The 17,500-nt window shown below is 37.6% G+C and carries 16 protein-coding genes, 2 tRNA genes and 2 rRNA genes; 1 reads left to right on the forward strand and 19 read right to left on the reverse strand.

The genetic code is table 11. The features are described 5' to 3' along the window. The 12 genes from K1X44_00005 to K1X44_00060 all read right to left on the reverse strand — a co-directional run. Positions 1-112 (reverse strand): hypothetical protein (locus tag K1X44_00005; GenBank protein ID MBX7145675.1); only part of this gene is annotated, 112 nt, incomplete at its 3' end. A gap of 12 nt (positions 113-124) precedes the next feature. Beyond that, complete coding sequence (locus tag K1X44_00010; protein MBX7145676.1) at positions 125-4,273, reverse strand: hypothetical protein; 4,149 nt, start codon at positions 4,271-4,273, stop codon at positions 125-127. Between the two features lie 2 nt (positions 4,274-4,275). Then, the gene (locus K1X44_00015) at positions 4,276-5,049 is read right to left on the reverse strand and encodes a hypothetical protein (protein ID MBX7145677.1); all 774 of its coding nucleotides are present in this window, start codon (positions 5,047-5,049) and stop codon (positions 4,276-4,278) included. A gap of 15 nt (positions 5,050-5,064) precedes the next feature. Beyond that, positions 5,065-5,370 (reverse strand): hypothetical protein, encoded by a 306-nt coding sequence (locus tag K1X44_00020; protein MBX7145678.1) that lies wholly within the window; start codon positions 5,368-5,370, stop codon positions 5,065-5,067. Positions 5,371-5,372: 2 nt separating this feature from the next. Beyond that, positions 5,373-6,158, reverse strand: coding sequence for a hypothetical protein (locus tag K1X44_00025; GenBank protein MBX7145679.1), 786 nt, complete (start codon positions 6,156-6,158; stop codon positions 5,373-5,375). A 15-nt stretch (positions 6,159-6,173) separates the two neighbouring features. After that, on the reverse strand, positions 6,174-6,413 hold the full coding sequence (locus K1X44_00030) for a hypothetical protein (GenBank protein MBX7145680.1): 240 nt from the start codon (positions 6,411-6,413) through the stop codon (positions 6,174-6,176). Positions 6,414-6,423: 10 nt separating this feature from the next. Further along, positions 6,424-7,323 carry a hypothetical protein gene (locus K1X44_00035; GenBank protein MBX7145681.1) on the reverse strand — a complete coding sequence of 300 codons (900 nt, stop codon included), beginning with the start codon at positions 7,321-7,323 and terminating at the stop codon, positions 6,424-6,426. After that, positions 7,320-8,204, reverse strand: a complete 885-nt coding sequence (locus K1X44_00040) for a hypothetical protein (protein ID MBX7145682.1) — start codon at positions 8,202-8,204, stop codon at positions 7,320-7,322. The genes K1X44_00035 and K1X44_00040 overlap by 4 nt, the downstream gene beginning before the upstream one ends. A 265-nt stretch (positions 8,205-8,469) precedes the next feature. Then, positions 8,470-9,024, reverse strand: a complete 555-nt coding sequence (locus K1X44_00045) for a hypothetical protein (protein MBX7145683.1) — start codon at positions 9,022-9,024, stop codon at positions 8,470-8,472. A 2-nt stretch (positions 9,025-9,026) separates the two neighbouring features. After that, a complete protein-coding gene (locus tag K1X44_00050) occupies positions 9,027-9,854 on the reverse strand; it encodes a hypothetical protein (GenBank protein MBX7145684.1) in 828 nt (275 codons plus the stop codon). Between the two features lie 2 nt (positions 9,855-9,856). Continuing rightward, positions 9,857-10,597 (reverse strand): hypothetical protein, encoded by a 741-nt coding sequence (locus K1X44_00055; protein MBX7145685.1) that lies wholly within the window; start codon positions 10,595-10,597, stop codon positions 9,857-9,859. A 564-nt stretch (positions 10,598-11,161) separates the two neighbouring features. Further along, positions 11,162-11,374: a thermonuclease family protein gene (locus tag K1X44_00060; protein ID MBX7145686.1), complete on the reverse strand. Its 213-nt coding sequence runs from the start codon at positions 11,372-11,374 to the stop codon at positions 11,162-11,164. A 778-nt stretch (positions 11,375-12,152) separates the two neighbouring features. Between K1X44_00060 and K1X44_00065 the strand changes: the two genes are divergently transcribed. Then, positions 12,153-12,398, forward strand: coding sequence for a hypothetical protein (locus tag K1X44_00065; protein MBX7145687.1), 246 nt, complete (start codon positions 12,153-12,155; stop codon positions 12,396-12,398). On the opposite strand, the gene K1X44_00070 is transcribed toward K1X44_00065, so the two are convergent. The 7 genes from K1X44_00070 to K1X44_00100 form a co-directional block, all read right to left on the reverse strand. Beyond that, on the reverse strand, positions 12,361-12,930 hold the full coding sequence (locus K1X44_00070) for a hypothetical protein (GenBank protein ID MBX7145688.1): 570 nt from the start codon (positions 12,928-12,930) through the stop codon (positions 12,361-12,363). The genes K1X44_00065 and K1X44_00070 overlap by 38 nt on opposite strands. 9 nt (positions 12,931-12,939) lie before the next feature. Continuing rightward, complete coding sequence (locus tag K1X44_00075) at positions 12,940-13,245, reverse strand: hypothetical protein (protein MBX7145689.1); 306 nt, start codon at positions 13,243-13,245, stop codon at positions 12,940-12,942. A 20-nt stretch (positions 13,246-13,265) separates the two neighbouring features. Further along, entirely contained in the window at positions 13,266-13,616 is a 351-nt protein-coding gene (locus tag K1X44_00080) for a hypothetical protein (protein MBX7145690.1), read from the reverse strand. Between the two features lie 155 nt (positions 13,617-13,771). Next, positions 13,772-13,848: transfer RNA gene (locus K1X44_00085), tRNA-Met, on the reverse strand. A gap of 104 nt (positions 13,849-13,952) precedes the next feature. Next, positions 13,953-14,067: ribosomal RNA gene (gene rrf / locus K1X44_00090) — 5S ribosomal RNA — on the reverse strand. A gap of 157 nt (positions 14,068-14,224) precedes the next feature. Further along, positions 14,225-16,995: ribosomal RNA gene (locus tag K1X44_00095) — 23S ribosomal RNA — on the reverse strand. Positions 16,996-17,346: 351 nt separating this feature from the next. Next, a tRNA-Ala gene (locus K1X44_00100) sits at positions 17,347-17,422 on the reverse strand. Positions 17,423-17,500 lie beyond the last annotated feature (78 nt).

Here is a 17,500-nt window from a genome sequence, read left to right on the forward strand (position 1 = left end):
CCGTTCCTGTTTTTAAATTAATGGTCACACCAGTTTTGGAGCCCATATAACTAGCGGTATCTTTGCCATCGCCACCCAATAATTGGTCGGCACCCTCACCCCCCAATAAAATATCATCGCCTGTTCAACCAATCAGGACATCTTGTCCACCATAACCCACAAACACATCATCACCAGCCCCACCCGACAACCAATTGCCACCACTATCACCCACTAACCATTCATCACCCTTATCACCAGAATAACCACTGACAATAGCGCCAAGGTTAATTTTTGTACCATCGGCAAGTTCCAAAGTTTCGACGCGGTTTTTGGTATCATTCCAATCCTTAATCTTAATTTTATCGGAAAGGGCATTCCATGATTGCTCGGGCTTGGTTGAATCGCGCAATGCCAACACAAGATCATTTCCCTTCATCCGAATAGCAATATCCTCAATCCCAATTCCTGTCCCTAATTTAAGTGTATCTTGTCCACCTTCCAACCGGACCATTTGATGAGTTTCGGTAATTCTCTCCCCACTATCCTCATAAGGTACATATTTCTCGACCGTATAACTGCCATGAGCTAAAGTCGTTTCCGTATACTTCACCTTGACATAGATTGTTTCTTTATAGGCCTGTTTGGTGATCGTCACTTGCTCTTCTTCACCACCATCAAGGATTTCATCCCAACCATCACCCCGATTAAAGATATAGGTATCATTGCCCAAGCCACCTTTCAATACATCATCTCCCTGCCCACCTGTTAATGTATCGTTGGTTACAGCTAGCCCAGATGAACCCGGACCACTACTGCCCAACCCAGTCCGGCTGGTATCCAATATCTCATGACCCCTACCACCGGTTAAAGTCGTATCCTTGGTCCCATCTCCTTTTAATTCAAGACGGGTGGGAAGCAAACGCAGTAACTCAGCTTCAACCTTGGTTGGATCATAAGGTACAGGTGGTAATCCCTGCTGGTACCGAAGCTGCGCTACTAGAAGTTCAGCTATATCTATGGTCGAAGCTTCTGCTTCAGAAGTACTTGCTAAACTTCTTTCATCAGCAAATTTAATCTTCTCAATTCTATCTTTTGTATCCACCCAGTTCTTAAGAACCACCACATCCTCACAGTCGTGAGCAATAGTGGGGGCACTTGCCGAGCCGGCTTCAGCCGTGCCGGAACTCGTAGAGTGAAGGCCGGAGCCCGCAGGGCGAAGGCCGGGCTTAATCCCAATTAATAAATCATTACCCCGTACCTCAAACAGAAGATCATCTTTAGTAATGCCAATCTCAAACTCAATCGTATCCTTGCCACCATCCAGGTGCAGTTCCTCTAACCCTTCGACAATTTTATAATCCAGAACCTTCACATTTTGGGAGCCTTGCGTTTCAATCTCATCATACCAAGTTTCAGGATCCTTCCCACCCTTATGGCGGGTTACCACTGTCCGGTACTGATAGCTTGCCTGCACATCTTTCCAGCTTTCTTCAACATGAAAGTTTTGACCCTGGAACTGATCCTTATCGGTAATCTCATCAACCCCGTCGCCACGACCAAAGCGATAGCTATCATCACCTCCACCACCTGTGATCGTGTCATCGCCGGTCCCGCCAGATAACGTATCGCTCCCTCTCGACCCAGCTAGCTGGTCATCACCTCCCTGACCAAATAGGGCCACCCCATGGCTATCAGTGGTAGTAAAACTATCATCCCCCTGGGTTCCGAGAAGGATCTCGGCGTTAAGAGTGGCCGCGTTCCGGATCACACCCGATGAACTCTCAAAAATCACCGTATCCACACCGTCACCAGCATCAATCTGGTCATCACTATCGGCTAAAATAGTGTCATCTCCACCATTCCCTAAAATAAAATCCTGACCAACGCCACCTGAGAGGACATCATTCCCACCACCACCAACCAACCGATCATCACCCGCACCACCATCGAGTGAAACAGAAGATATTTTTTTATCCTCAAGATTATCTTCAACCTTATATCCACTGGCATCCAGCACATCATCCCCTAATCCACCCTGCACAGCCTCTAAACGTGCTGTTGCTACATCGAGGGTTATTCCAACTTCACCGCTAACCACTGCCACATCATAACCTTCACCCCCATCGATAGAATTAAGGGCAATACTGACATCATCGGCATCGATGAACAGGCGATCGTCTCCCTCACCACCATGAAGTGTATCCTTGCCCTTACCTCCCGATAACCAATCATTTCCCTTACTTCCGGTTAATGTATCATCACCTGTACCACCATCAAGGAGGATACCTGTGGGTTGAGAAGGACTTGTGGCATGGAATCCTCCAACATTTTCTTGTGTGGTACCTTCTTCATTTTCTATCGCGGGAGTTATGCTAACCTGGTCAAACACCATCCCTTCACCTGATAGGATATCGTTGCCATCATTTCCATAAGCACCTATATAATTGGTATCTTTCAGCTTAAAGTTGAGGGTTGTACCAGCATCAGCCACAAAATATTTCCCTTCTCCTTCCAACTCAACCTCACTGCCGCCATCCTTCTGAATCTGGCGATAACCATAGGATGACGCAGCCAGCGCCACATCGGCTAATTCTTTGGTCGAGCCATCTTTTTTAGTATAAGTTGTTTTACCATAAATAATGTTACCATCGCGGTCTTCTCCCTTTTGATCACTTTTAAGAGAGAGAGAGGTAATTTCAGCAGCATCAAATGTTTGTAATTCCCCCTCATTGACCACACCGTCACTATTCATATCTTGCCATACTTTAAACTTGCTAAAATCACTATCCGCTTTATCCAGGATACCATCTTTATTACTATCATAAAGCTTGGCCAACGCCTCCAGGTCCGTATCAGTTTCTATTGTCTGATCCGCAAAGGAAATTTCCTTTCCCGATAAGGTACCATCACCATCCAAATCAATGCCGACAAGGGCATCATCCCGAGAAACCCACCCCACATTTTCCTTATACCCATCACCATCATAATCATAAAAGGTTTTACTATAGCCGATGCTGATTAATTCTACCCCATCACCATCCATATCCAACACAATTGGTGGCACATATTTATTATGCACACGATACCCACCCGCAACATAGGTATGCAATCCTTCCACCGTGAAATTATAAGTAGGGTACAAACCAGATTGTTTATTTAAATCACCCATAGGCTTTGGTGTACCATCAGCCAATACTAATTTATCATGCGGTGTTAAGAAACCAAGTTCCTTAAAACGACCACCTATTGTTAAAAAAGGATGGGTTGCCGTAACTTTGATTTTATTATTTTCTGGGCCAGCTAATTCATAAAGCTCACATCCTTCATGGCGGTAAGTCTTGATCACCTTGGCTGGTTCAAGCGGACATAACCCATGAAACCCCATCACTTTATCACCTACGATAATTTGTTCGATTGGTTTGGTTGACCCATCGGCCATTAATATTGGGGTCCCTCCAGCAAAACAGGCATCAACACCCGCCCGGAAATCTTTCCGTGGATCACGTCCGGTTCGTTCCAAGGTGCGGTCCCAATCTTTTTCAGCAACACGTTGGAAACCCTCACGCATATTTTGTTCAATGGCGCGCATTTCACGCATCGAAATTTCACGCTGATTTAAAATTTGCTGGGCTATTTGCGTACCCACATATTGGTTAAACATTTGCATAGTTTGGGCACGGTAAATCATTGGACCTGGACCAACAAATTCTGCAAAAACTTCATTTGCCATATTAAAGACACTTTCCCAATTGACATGTAACGTTGCCATAGGGTTAACACCAAAAAAGAATTGACGATTATTTTTAGTTACTTGTTCTAGTTCCTCAGGGGTTAACATTTCTTTCATCAAGTTAATGCCTAAAACATCTTCCGAAAAATAATACCCAGCCCAAGCTAAATGATTAAGATTGTGAAGTTCTGTCGCAACCATTATATCTTCTTTTACTAACTCTAGAACATTACATCTAATTAAACCCCATTTTTCTGTAAATCCTAAAACTTCTCTAGCAATATCATCAGACATTGCTTGTAATTCATCATTGGTTAATTCTTTTCCAGTTAATAGCCGTTGGGCAAATCTGGTATATTCACGAATATAGGCTGCATCAAATCCAATGCCTTGATTAATATTAACCGCATGTTCGTACCAAGCACGCGTTCCCTCCGGGATTTGACCACGGCTTATTTCCGCAACAAAATCATAGGCACGGGGAAAATCACCCTTGGCCATTAAATCTTTAATAAAAGATTTCTGAAAATCATTAATTGGAAAGTTATAACAACCAGCCATAATTATTCCTCCCTTTTAGTACAAGAAATAAAATTTAAAATAAATTCATTGATTAATTGCCAATCAGATAAATATTCATAAGGCAGATGATATGAAATAGTTACATTTTTATCTTTTATTCCCACATAAAATTTACAAGACCATTGATTATTAATTTTTAAACATGAGACAGCTATTGGATTACTGTAATTATCATATCCTGCTAATTCCTTTGTATTTTCAGAGTTATAAATATATTTTTGAGAATCTAGAATATATAATTCAAATACATTTTGACCTTGTTGCCATGATTTTATATCACTCTCATTATCAAATAAATCATGAATGACCCCTGCTTTTGGATCGGCTACAACAACTCCAGTATTAACATAAGTATTATTAGGAGGATTAGACCTTATATCCATCGAAGATGAACATCTTTCTTTACTGTTTTGACAAATATAATCAAAATTAATATTAAAAATTAAATGTCTAATTTCGGGACTCATTGCATCATTATTTGGTTTGACAGTATTGTAAAAAACTCCAGATGGTTCTTGGACTGGAATACAAATATCACAATCATTTAATTTAAACTTGCCTTGATGGCGGACAATATATTCCATACGTTCAGCTTTTAATTTATCATAATCAAATTCCAAGCTGGCCTTTAGATTTCTTTGAAAAGGAACATGAACAAAAAAATACATATAAGCTATTACACCTAAGACTCCAACTATGGCTATACCAGCAAGCCAAGCAATGATTTTCAATAAAATTTTAACTGAATGTGACATAATTTACTTTCCAAATTATATATTTGTATAAAATTGATTTATATAACCATCTGACATTGCCTGCAATTCATCATTAGTCAGTTCTTTTCCTGTTAATGCCCAATGAGCAAATCTGGTATATTCACGAATATAGGCGGCATCAAATCCAGCACCCTGATTAATATTAACCGCATGGTCAAACCAGGCACGGGTACCCTCAGGTATTTGCCCTCGGCTTATTTCGGCAACAAAATCATAAGCACGGGGGAAATCACCATTCTTTTTTAGATGTTCGATAAAAGATTTTTGAAAATCATTAAGTTTAAATTCAACACAACCCATAATTATCCCTCCCTTTTAGTACAGGAAATAAAATTCAAAATAAAATTATTGATTAATTGCCAATCAGATAAATATTCATAAGGCAGATGATATGAAATAGTTACATTTTTATCTTTGAGACCTATATATAATTTACAAATCCATCCCTTTTGATCTAAGCAAGACATAAAAACAGGATTATTTTGAGTATCATAACCAGCTAGCTCTTTTTTACGATCGGGATTATAAATATATTTTTTTGGATCTAAGGTATATAAATTATACCCTAAAAGATTTTCTTCATTTTTCCATTCTGTTATCTTTTGATCTCCCCCAAATAAATCATCAATCACACCTGCCTTAGAATCATCTAAAATGATCCCTGTGCTATTATAACTAAAATCATAAGGTGTATGCTGTTTAAATCTAAGATCCATATTAGAAGAACATGGTTCCTTACTATTTCGACAAATATAATCAAAACTGATTTTAAAATAGAGATGACTTATAAAAGGATCAATAATATCGGTTTTAGGTCTCGCCTCACGATATTCTATTCCAGCAGGTTCTTGAACTGGGATACAAATATCACAATCATTTAATTTAAACTTGCCTTGATGGCGAACAATATATTCCATACGTTCAGCTTTCAATTTATCATAATCAAATTTTAAGCTAGCCTTTAGATTTCTTTGAAAAGGAACATGAATAAAAAAATACATATAAGCTATTACCCCTAAGACCCCAACTACGGCTATACCAACAAGCCAGGCAATGATTTTCAATAAAATTTTAACTGAATGTGACATAATTTACTTTCCAAATTATATATTTGTATAAAATTGATTTATATAACTATCCGACATTGCCTGCAATTCATCATTTCTTAAATTAACATCACGGCCATCTCTTGATGTACGATCAAATCTGGAGGCTAAACTTCCATCTAAATTATACCCTCTTTCTGCCCTGCTGACTGCCTCTTGCGCTGAAAAACCACGCCCAATATCACGGGCAATCATTTCTCCACGAATTGCTGCTTCTGATTTTGATCCATTTGGCATAGTAACCTCCCTAAAATTTTACTGAACGGTGTTGATTGAAAATTTCTAAAATATTTTCTCTACTAAAATGATCCTTTAATTTAGAATCATACAAAACCTTGACCATCAAATCGGCTATCTCAAATGATACAGGTATTCCATATTGATCAAGGAAGCTTTGTTCTAATGGTGCCCCTAAACCCACAGCAAAACACATTTTTAAAAACAACTGATCATATAAATCATCGGTGGAATATTGGATGGGATCAAACTTTTCAATAGTCATTATCGGTGCAATATGAGGATAAGCTTTATAGCGTTCTTCATAATCTTTTACTTCAAAGGGATACGATCTCACAGCATAATCTTTTAAACGAACATTATTGATTGCATAATCAATAACATTATTTTTATAAGAATAAATATTATCACAAGATCGGTAATCATAATCTAAAGTAATTAATTTTACATTTTGGTTATTTTTAAAATATTGCTTCTTCTCTTCACTAAGCATCTCTGGTAATTTACCACTCCAAAAATTATCCACATTAGGAAGGTAGTTTCTTGTTATAAGCCTTATATAATAATTGCCTGGTATGTAATTTTTTGCTGAATCTATATTATTAAAATTGTTGTTTTTTATTTTAATAGAATTTATTTGCTGGATATACTCTAACAATGATTTTTCAGGTAGAAATTCCCATTTAATACCAAATTTTTTAATCGGCTCCGGATGTTGTATCAATTCAATTGGTTTATTCCATTTTGGTAATACTTTATCATCTGATTTTTCCAATTGAGTTATAAAATATTCTGCCAATTGTTCATTAGTAATTTTGGCTTTATCAAGCTCTGGATAGATTTTATTTTGAGCCGCAGCAGATTGTGTGGTTAACATTAATCCTCCTATTACTAACAATAGCAATTTCATTGATACCTCCAATGATTAAAAAGTGATAAAATATTTTCTCTGGTGGGATAACCCTTTAATTTGGGATCATACAAAACCTTGACCATCAAATCTGCTACTTCAAATGATACGGGGATTCCATATTGATCAAGAAAATCTTGTCCCAACGGTGCCCCTAACCCCACCGCAAAACATGTTTTTAAAAATAATTGATTATACAAATCATCAGTCGGATATTGTTCAGGATATGATATAGGTGTTATAGCTAGTGGAAGATTTCTTTTTTGAAAAAAATGGGTGAAATAATAATGCTTCATATAGTCTTTTAAACTAATATTAAAAATAATGTAATTTATAGAATGATTTTGGTTATAATAAAAATCTATAATACAATCCATCCAATCATATTTTAATTGAAGTGTTTTCATATTTTGATTGCTTTTTATACTATTTTTAACTTTCTGCAAAAGGTCAGTAGGATGACTTATAGGATTATCTACTTCTTTGTAATTTATTGATTTAATCTTTGTATAAAAATTTATATTATTGAAATTTTCATTTATATAATCTAAAGCTAGAAAAGCATCATTAAAGTTCTTTATGTTAATATTAATGTTTATTTTTTCTAAATCCTGCATATATTGATATAAAGATTTTTCTGGTAATAGATCCCATTTAATACCAAATTTTATATAGCTTTCTGGATATTGCCCCAATTCGATTGGTTTGTTCCATTTTGGTAATATTTTATCATCTGATTTTTCCATTTGAGTTATAAAATATTCTGCCAATTGTTCATTAGTAATTTTAGCTTTATCGAGTTCAGTATAAATCTTATCGTCTGAAAAGGAAGTTTGGTTCATAAACACCATTCCACCTATCAATAACAATAATAATTTCATTTCACTAACCTCTCCATTGATTAAAAAGCGATAAAATATTTTTCATTATTCCTTCCTTTTACTACAGGAAATAAAATTTAAAATAAATTCATTGATTAATTGCCAATCAGGTAGATATTCGTATGGTAAATGATATGAAATAGTTACATTTTTATCTTTGAGACCTACATATAATTTGCAAATCCATCCCTTTTGATCTAAGCAAGACATAAAAACAGAATTATTTTGAGTATCATAACCAGCTAGTTCTTTGTTACGATCGGGATTATAAATATATTTTTTTTGGATCTAAGGTATATAAATTGTACCCTAAAAGATTTTCTTCATTTTTCCATTCTGTTATCTTTTGATCTCCCCCAAATAAATCATCAATAATACCTGCTTTTGGGTCATATATTATAACACCCATACTAACATATGTGCTATCTGATGGTTTAAATCTAAGATCCATATTAGAAGAACATGGTTCTTTACTGTTTTGACAAATATAATCATAACTTATGACAAAAGATAAAAGTCGTATGAAAGGATCATCTGAACTATCACTAGGATCAATATCCCTATAAAAAACTCCTGATGGTTCCTGTACTGGAATACAGATATTACAACCTTCTAGATTAAACTTACCATTATGTCGTTGAATATACTCACGATTAAATTGTTTTTTTTGATCAGCCGCAGCAAAGGATTTTTGCATATTTTCTCGAAATGGCAAATGGACAAAAAAGAATATATAGATAACTACACCCAAATATGATACTACCCCAATACCAACTAACCATAGCAATATTTTCATTCCTGTTTTAATCCATGGCTTCATTATTATTTCTTCTCTTTGTTACAAAGAATAAAATTTAATATAAAATCGTTAATCAAACGCCAATCAGGTAGATACTCGTATGGTATGTGATACGATACTTCTACATTTCTATCGATTAAAAAATCTTTCAGAAAATCTTTTAAATAAAGGCTTAATCTGCAAAATGGGCGAGGAAAGGACTTATCACCAGGGATGAATGGGGTCGAGGGTAAATCACAAGACATATGAATAGGATTCTTATAATCATCATAACCAATGAAAATTACTTCATCTGGAAAGCCGGCATAACGTTCATCTGTTAATTTATATAATCCGTCATTAGATTTATTTTCTTCTTTTAACCAAATATTTATTTTATCTTGTGTATTAAATAATTCTGTTACCAAATTATCGCGCATACCACGTATTGTTACATCTGCATGTACATAACCATCAGTGGGTGGGTCAAATCGTATATCTATATTTTGGGTACATTTTTTTTGACTATTCTGACAAATATAATCATAAGTAATTGCAAAAGAAAAAAGATCAAGATATTTATCTGGCGGTTCATTAGCAGGTTCAAAGCGTTGATAAAAAACTCCAGATAGTTCTTGAACCGGAATACAGATATAACAACCGTTTAAATTAAAATTACCTTGATGTCGTACAATATAGTCGCGATTAAATTGTTTTTGCTCTCCAGCCGCAACAAAGGACTTTTCCATGTTTTCTCGAAATGGCAAATGGACAAAAAGGAATATGTAGACCACAAAGCCAAGTAATGCTACTACCCCCATACCAACTAACCACACTACTATTTGTAATATCCTCTTAGCCCATGGATTCATTATTATCCATTTCCTTTATTACAAAAAGCAAAATTCAAAATAAAATCATTCACTGTATGCCAATCAGGTAAATATTGGCGGGGAAGATTATAATAAACATCCACGTTCTTATCTTTTAATCTGGTAAAAAATTGGCACATCCCCTTTTGATCTTCATCACACTTGACAAAAATCCTATTGGATTGATGGTCATATCCCGCAAATGTTTGATAGCGGCGTGGTTTCTTTAAATAATCTTTGGCGTCAATTCGATAGAGATCATAATCAAATAAATTTTCTGGTTTATGCCACTGTGATATTACACTATCAGTTCCAAATAAATTATTAACAAGTTTATCGCGTGGATAAAGGAAAGTTGACTCTTCCTTTTTCCAGATTGAAGTTAGATTATCTGTTCCATAAAGATCATCTAGAATACCAACCATAGCTTCTGTAATAATTGTTCTTGGGTCAGATATGACAATTGCTATATCATTATAATCTTGTTGATCGATTAATGTAGGGCAACCTTGGTTACTATTTTGGCAAATATGATTAATTGTTGTTTTAAAAATGATATAGTTAATGAGTGAACTTATAATAGTACTTCGATTTTCGACTTTATAATATTGGATACCCTTTGGTTCATTGACAGGAATACAAATATCACAATCAGCTAATCTAAATTTACCATTGTGGCGATTAATATAATTATACTTTTCTTGAACAATCTTTGGAAAATCTTCGATCATTGATTGTTTCATTTTCTTATCTTCCATCGCACCATAGATGAAAAATATATACCCTAAGATTACTAATTCGATTGATAATCCAATGACAGGGAGCCACTTGATAATTTTTACTATTATTTTGCCCAAATATCGCATAACATTGCCCTAATTCTTTATAGAATTGCCACCCAATTTAATTTTAATTTTTGTTAGTTTTTTACCACTCTTTATTCTATCTTTCTTTGTGTCTTTTAAAAATTCAAAGTTCTCTTGGTCTGATTGAAATCAAACCGCATCTTTTCCCCCTCTTGTCTGTAAAGTCTTAAGCTTGCCCTATACTTTTATTCTGGATTATCCCTCTCATCCAGAAACTATGCTCTTCACTGCACCACAAGCTTCTTTTGTTCTCTATACAAGAAGTTCTGTTTTGTTTTCAAATACATAATATTCATATATTTTATGAATTAAATTAATGTATATAAAAATATGGCTGAATATTAGTATTTTTAAGATAATAGTTAGTTAAATTGCTCCGTAAAATAATTTTGTATGATAGCAATTCTTATTGATTTTTTATTTTTTGGTTAGAATCAAAAGTTAATTCTTACACCAATTAGGCTTAGATCCTTTACCTTTGTAAGCTTTACCAAAGCCAGCTTTAATCAGTTCATCAGTTAAAGAATTATTATCGTTGGATTTGATATTTCCAACTATTCTCCCACCATATTTATCCCATTCAGTTTCAGTAATCATTAACTGTTTATGACTTTCCATATACTCATTAGTAAATGCTTTAGCTTGAAGTGCCAATTGGCCCTCCTTTTCACATTTAGCATGAGCTTTTCAGGTGTATCAATTCCTTTAACCCGAATTGAAACATGGTTAAGTGTGGATGGTAAATACCGTGTCTCCATCAACGACATCTGTGTAATAAAAGGTCAGAACTGGTTTATTGTTTTGATCTATTATAGGAATTGCCTTCTTAATCTTTTGCTGAATCTCAATTGGAAAAGGACTGCTTGGTGATTGAGCATATAGAGTTGATGGACATAGCAATAAACATAATAAACTAACGATTTTATTCATAAAAACCTTCATCTAAAATTTATTTCTAGTGATGACAATCTATTAATCATATGTCACCTGTTTTGTCACCCGTCAAAGAATTGATTTTCTTAACTAAAGTGGATGTGGTGACAAAGTGACAAACTATTTCTATAAATTAGATATAATATACTCACTTCTTACAGAACCCTGGTATCGGGTATAAGTATAATGATCTATTAAATTTTATTAATAAGAAAACAATATAGTTAAATTTGAGCTGTAATTCAAAAATACTGAGTTTTATGAAAAACTTTGTCACCTTGTCACCTTTTGGCTGGAAGGCGCGGAATAGCTAGAGATTTTCGATGACAAATGTTTATTTTCCTCTGTCACCTATTGTCACCAGCGTCACTCTCTTATTAAGTTAACAATATCTATTAATACACATATATTTTGATAAATTTTATCGAAGATTCACAAATAATAAGACTTAAGGTAGAATGAGGGGGTATTGTTATTATTCGTGAGGTTAATCCCATACATGCTTTCTGTATCATTACGCTGTGGTGCCAAAACGAGAAAAGGTATTTCTTGTCTTACCAGACCTATCAAGGGTAAAAAACGATGCCGGATGCATGGTGGTACAAATCCAGGGACTCCTCATGGTTCTCTTCATGGTCGTTATAAGCATGGGTTCTACAGTAAGAAAGCAGTAGAAGAAAGATCTTCTTTAAGAGCTCTCCTTAAAGCTACTCAGGATTTACTTGCTGATTTAAAGAACCAATAACAGCCTGAGCACCTTGATGAATATGAACATGCTTAACTGTAACCTTTTGTTCAGATATTTTCTTCCCTCTTTTCTTATCTAAACTTTCCAGAAGAAGGGCGAAAGTGTGCATAAATTTATTAGCTTGTTTTAAATTAAAATGAGAGATCTCAGAAGTTTGATTAGATTGCATACCACGCCTTAAACATTCCATTGACGCTTTGTAAACAGCAACCATTTGAGCCGCTAGCATTCCTTCAATAGGGTCTTGGGGTGCTATACCTTTTAAAGCAGCAGAAGTTGCCTGAGCATGAGATAATAAATCTAACTCATCAGAATGTTGATGTAACAATAAACCATTAATATGACCACTAATCATATTCTGAAAACTAGTCACATGTGATCCAAAAATCTCACTAGCATCTTGAGCAAATGTTTCAATTTCTACAATCGATTGACGGTTACCTTTAGAATCTTCAACAATATAACCGGCATGATCTTTATGAAGGATTTTGAGATCCGAGCGATCCATAGTTTTAAGATCTTGAGACATTATTGCTCCTTATAAGGAAGTAGAGTGAGAATGATCAACAGAAACAGAAGAATAGGTTTCTATTCTTGGGGGACTTTCTTGTTTAATTGAAATCAATCTATGTTTTTTTGTACGCGTCCATTCAATTTCTATATTTAAAAAACGAAGACTAGGGGCCAGCCTTTTAAGTTCACGAGTTAAATTGTGTACATTTTTTGGCCAACTATTTTGTTTCATAAGATTAGGATTTATATAATTCGCTTTTTTCTCTAGTTCCTGGAATAGACCTGAATAAGTATAAACCATTGTCTCTTGGGTTTCTAAACATTTAAGCAATATCTCAGCTAAAGGACTCTTTATGTCTTTTTCTTTTGTTTAGGACCAGTCTTTGAAGCTTTTGCTGAGCGAATAATTACAGCTAATGATCGCGCTACACTTTTCGATACAAAATCCTGCTCCATAACGTTTTTTGTGTATTCTCTGTTTATAGCTTCCATAACTTTTGTACGCAATAAATCTCGTTCTTGAATTTTTTGGATATCTATACTTGCATATCTATTAACGTTAACTGATACATTTGGATCATTCCAATATTTTTCAACTAAAGGAATAAGCACTTTAAATGTCAACCAAAATTGAGGTGCATAAGTAGAAACATCAAATCCAAAAAGTTCAATAAGTAATTCAGATTCTATTTTCTTTTCCATTTTTGAAACTATCTTGTAATAAGATAAATACTTATATTCAAAAAAATTAAATAAACCAATATAATTATGCTAACAAAAATTGCTACCAAAGTAGCAACCAGGTAGCAACGAAGAATTTGATAAAATGACTAATACAAGAAAAATAGCTTAAAGATTGGTTGCGGGGACAGGATTTGAACCTGTGACCTTCAGGTTATGAGCCTGACGAGCTACCGGGCTGCTCCACCCCGCGGCAAGATTAATTTTTGTTCATGAAAACAAAAAATATGAATAGGAAAATTAATACCTTATAATAAGTATAGCATAAGGTTAGTTTAGTTAAAAGCTGTTTAGAAAGCCTGGCAACGTCCGACTCTCCCACGTCTTAAGACGTAGTACCATAGGCGCTGAAGGTTTTCACGGTCGAGTTCGGGATGGGATCGGGTGTTGGCCCTTCGCTATGATCACCAGGCTATCTAAACAGCCTTCAACCTTTATAAATAATTAAGGCCACATTTTAATTATAGTTAATTATAGCCATTAATTTTTCACAATCTATTTCAATAACAATCTTAAACAAATTTATGTTTAAAGCACAAGGAGTTTTTCCCTGTGCGTGGTGAGTGTTTTATATCAAGCCAATTGAGCTATTAGTACCAGTTAGCTAAATGCCTTACGACACTTACACATCTGGCCTATCAACGTGGTGGTCTTCCACGGCTCTCATGCGAGAACTAGTTTTGAGGTGGGTTTCCCGCTTAGATGCTTTCAGCGGTTATCCCGTCCGCACATAGCTACCCGGCGATGCGGCTGGCGCCACAACCGGTACACCAGAGGTGCGTCCATCCCGGTCCTCTCGTACTAAGGACAGATCCTCTCAATTCTCGAACACCCACGGCAGATAGGGACCGAACTGTCTCACGACGTTCTAAACCCAGCTCACGTACCACTTTAAATGGCGAACAGCCATACCCTTGGGACCTGCTCCAGCCCCAGGATGTGATGAGCCGACATCGAGGTGCCAAACCTCCCCGTCGATGTGGACTCTTGGGGGAGATCAGCCTGTTATCCCCGGCGTACCTTTTATTCGTTGAGCGATGGCCCTTCCACGAAGAACCACCGGATCACTATGACCGACTTTCGTCTCTGCTCGGCTTGTATGCCTCGCAGTCAGGCAGGCTTATGCCATTGCACTCAGCGGCTGATTTCCGACCAGCCTGAGCCTACCATCGCGCGCCTCCGTTACTCTTTGGGAGGCGACCGCCCCAGTCAAACTACCCACCATGCAGGGTCCCAGCACGCGCTTCAGCATGCTTGGTTAGATATCAGAAAACGAAAGGGCGGTATTTCAAGGTTGCCTCCACACCGGCTGGCGCCGGCGCTTCAAAGGCTCCCGCCTATCCTACACATTCATTTCCTAATACCACTGCAAAGTTATAGTAAAGGTGCACGGGGTCTTTCCGTCTAACCGCGGGTACTCCGCATCTTCACGGAGAATTCAATTTCGCTGAGTTGGTGTTGGAGACAGCAGGGAAGTCGTTACGCCATTCGTGCAGGTCGGAACTTACCCGACAAGGAATTTCGCTACCTTCGGACCGTCATAGTTACGGCCGCCGTTTACCGGGGCTTCAATTCAGAGCTTGCACCCCTCCTTTTAACCTTCCGGCACCGGGCAGGCGTCAGACCCTATACATCGCCTCACTGGCTTTGCAGAGCCCTGTGTTTTTATTAAACAGTCGCTACCCTCTCTTTTGTGTCCCCTGCTTCTGGTTGCCCAAAAACAGGGCCCTCTTCTCCCGAAGTTACGAGGGCATTTTGCCGAGTTCCTTCAACACCATTCTCTCAAGCGCCTTGGTATACTCTACCAGTCCACCTGTGTCGGTTTGGGGTACGGTCTATACGCTGGGGTTATTTCCTGGGACACCTTCGCTGCCTTTGCAATCCAATAAGCAAAGACAACTTACAGCATCCGTCACCTCCAGCAGGCCCTGGAATATTAACCAGGTTCCCATCGACTACGGCTTTCGCCCTCGCCTTAGGGACCGGCTCACCCTGCGCGGATTAACCTTGCGCAGGAACCCTTGGACTTACGGCGAGAGTGTTTCTCACACTCTTTATCGCTACTCATGTCAGCATTCTCGCTTCCGATACCTCCAGGATTCTTTACAAAATCCCTTCACAGGCTTACGGAACGCTCCGCTACTGCATATATCAAAACGATATTTGATATACACCCATAGCTTCGGTGCATGGCTTTAGCCCCGTTACATTTTCGGCGCAGGACGACTTATCTAGACCAGTGAGCTATTACGCTTTCTTTAAAGGATGGCTGCTTCTAAGCCAACCTCCTGGCTGTCTTGGTCTTCCCACATCCTTTCCCACTTAGCCATGACTTAGGGACCTTAGCTGATGGTCTGGGCTCTTTCCCTCTCGACCACGGACCTTAGCACCCATGGTCTGTCTGCCGATCTATACTCACCGGTATTCGGAGTTTGGTTGGGTTTGGTAAGGCTCGCGCCCCCCTAGCCCATCCAGTGCTCTACCCCCGGCGGTAAACAATCGACGCTCTACCTAAATAGATTTCGCGGAGAACCAGCTATTTCCGAGTTTGATTAGCCTTTCACCCCTAACCACAGGTCATCCCCGTCTTTTTCAACAGACGTGGGTTCGGTCCTCCAAATGGTGTTACCCATTCTTCAACCTGCCCATGGCTAGATCACTCGGTTTCGGGTCTAATCCTACGAACTTAACGCCCTATTAAGACTTGCTTTCGCTACGCCTACACCTATCGGCTTAAGCTTGCTCGTAAGACTAAGTCGCTGACCCATTATACAAGAGGTACGCAGTCACCCCTGATTGACCCGAAGATCAAACGAGGCTCCTACTGCTTGTAGGCATTCGGTTTCAGATTCTATTTCACTCCCCTCGTCGGGGTTCTTTTCACCTTTCCCTCACGGTACTTGTGCACTATCGGTCACTGAGGAGTACTTAGGCTTGGAGGGTGGTCCCCCCATGTTCAGACAGGATTTCACGTGTCCCGCCTTACTCAAGGACGTCAACTTTTTCTACCCATACGGGACTATCACCCACTATGGTCTGCTTTTCCAAACAGTTCTGGTTCTTAAATTGACGCCACTGGCCTCTTCCGCTTTCGCTCGCCACTACTCACAGAGTCTCGGTTGATGTCCTTTCCTCCGGTTACTTAGATGTTTCAGTTCACCGGGTTCGCTTCGTAAAACTATGAATTCATTTTACGATGACCCAAAGGGTCGGGTTGCCCCATTCGGAAATCCGCGGATCAAAGGTTGTTCGCACCTCCCCGCAGCTTATCGCAGCGTACTACGTCCTTCATCGCCTCTCAGTGCCAAGGCATTCACCAAATGCCCTTTGACGCTTGATATTTTAACACTATCACGCACAGAGAATAACTCCTTATTATCTAAACTAATCTAGATAAATAAGTTTATTCTTAGTTTGTAATCGTTTCAGCTTGAAATTAATTTGATGTTACTTTTTATAAGATTATAAAAAGAACTTCAGATTGTTAGATTGTGTTCAGAATTAATTGATGTTAACTGACATTCGCAAAATAATATTGGATAACATAAATATTATTATTGAATATCAATCAATTAATTTAACTTTCCTATTCACAATGTAAAACAACAAAACTTTTTATTTCCCTTAATCAGAACATAATCTATATGAACTGTTTAAATTTTATGCTCATAAAATTGATTAATATTTTCAGTGGTGGAGCTGAACGGGATCGAACCGATGGCCTCCTGCTTGCAAAGCAGGCGCTCTCCCAACTGAGCTACAGCCCCATAACTCCAAGCAACCAAGATCAAACTGAAAGTTATTGTTTATTTAATAATACTTAAATGACCCAAATTAAGAGAATT

It is taken from the genome of Alphaproteobacteria bacterium, from assembly GCA_019695395.1.
Lineage (GTDB): Bacteria > Pseudomonadota > Alphaproteobacteria > JAEUKQ01 > JAIBAD01 > JAIBAD01.

Coding starts and splice junctions, on each gene's coding strand:
- K1X44_00070 (MBX7145688.1), bottom strand. CDS start 12,930: ATGTCTCAAGATCTTAAAACTATGGATCGCTCGGATCTCAAAATCCTT.
- K1X44_00025 (MBX7145679.1), bottom strand. CDS start 6,158: ATGTCACATTCAGTTAAAATTTTATTGAAAATCATTGCCTGGCTTGTT.
- K1X44_00040 (MBX7145682.1), bottom strand. CDS start 8,204: ATGAAATTATTATTGTTATTGATAGGTGGAATGGTGTTTATGAACCAA.
- K1X44_00065 (MBX7145687.1), top strand. CDS start 12,153: ATGCTTTCTGTATCATTACGCTGTGGTGCCAAAACGAGAAAAGGTATT.
- K1X44_00015 (MBX7145677.1), bottom strand. CDS start 5,049: ATGTCACATTCAGTTAAAATTTTATTGAAAATCATTGCTTGGCTTGCT.
- K1X44_00045 (MBX7145683.1), bottom strand. CDS start 9,024: ATGAAGCCATGGATTAAAACAGGAATGAAAATATTGCTATGGTTAGTT.
- K1X44_00020 (MBX7145678.1), bottom strand. CDS start 5,370: ATGGGTTGTGTTGAATTTAAACTTAATGATTTTCAAAAATCTTTTATC.
- K1X44_00030 (MBX7145680.1), bottom strand. CDS start 6,413: ATGCCAAATGGATCAAAATCAGAAGCAGCAATTCGTGGAGAAATGATT.
- K1X44_00035 (MBX7145681.1), bottom strand. CDS start 7,323: ATGAAATTGCTATTGTTAGTAATAGGAGGATTAATGTTAACCACACAA.
- K1X44_00010 (MBX7145676.1), bottom strand. CDS start 4,273: ATGGCTGGTTGTTATAACTTTCCAATTAATGATTTTCAGAAATCTTTT.
- K1X44_00080 (MBX7145690.1), bottom strand. CDS start 13,616: ATGGAAAAGAAAATAGAATCTGAATTACTTATTGAACTTTTTGGATTT.
- K1X44_00055 (MBX7145685.1), bottom strand. CDS start 10,597: ATGAAACAATCAATGATCGAAGATTTTCCAAAGATTGTTCAAGAAAAG.
- K1X44_00050 (MBX7145684.1), bottom strand. CDS start 9,854: ATGAATCCATGGGCTAAGAGGATATTACAAATAGTAGTGTGGTTAGTT.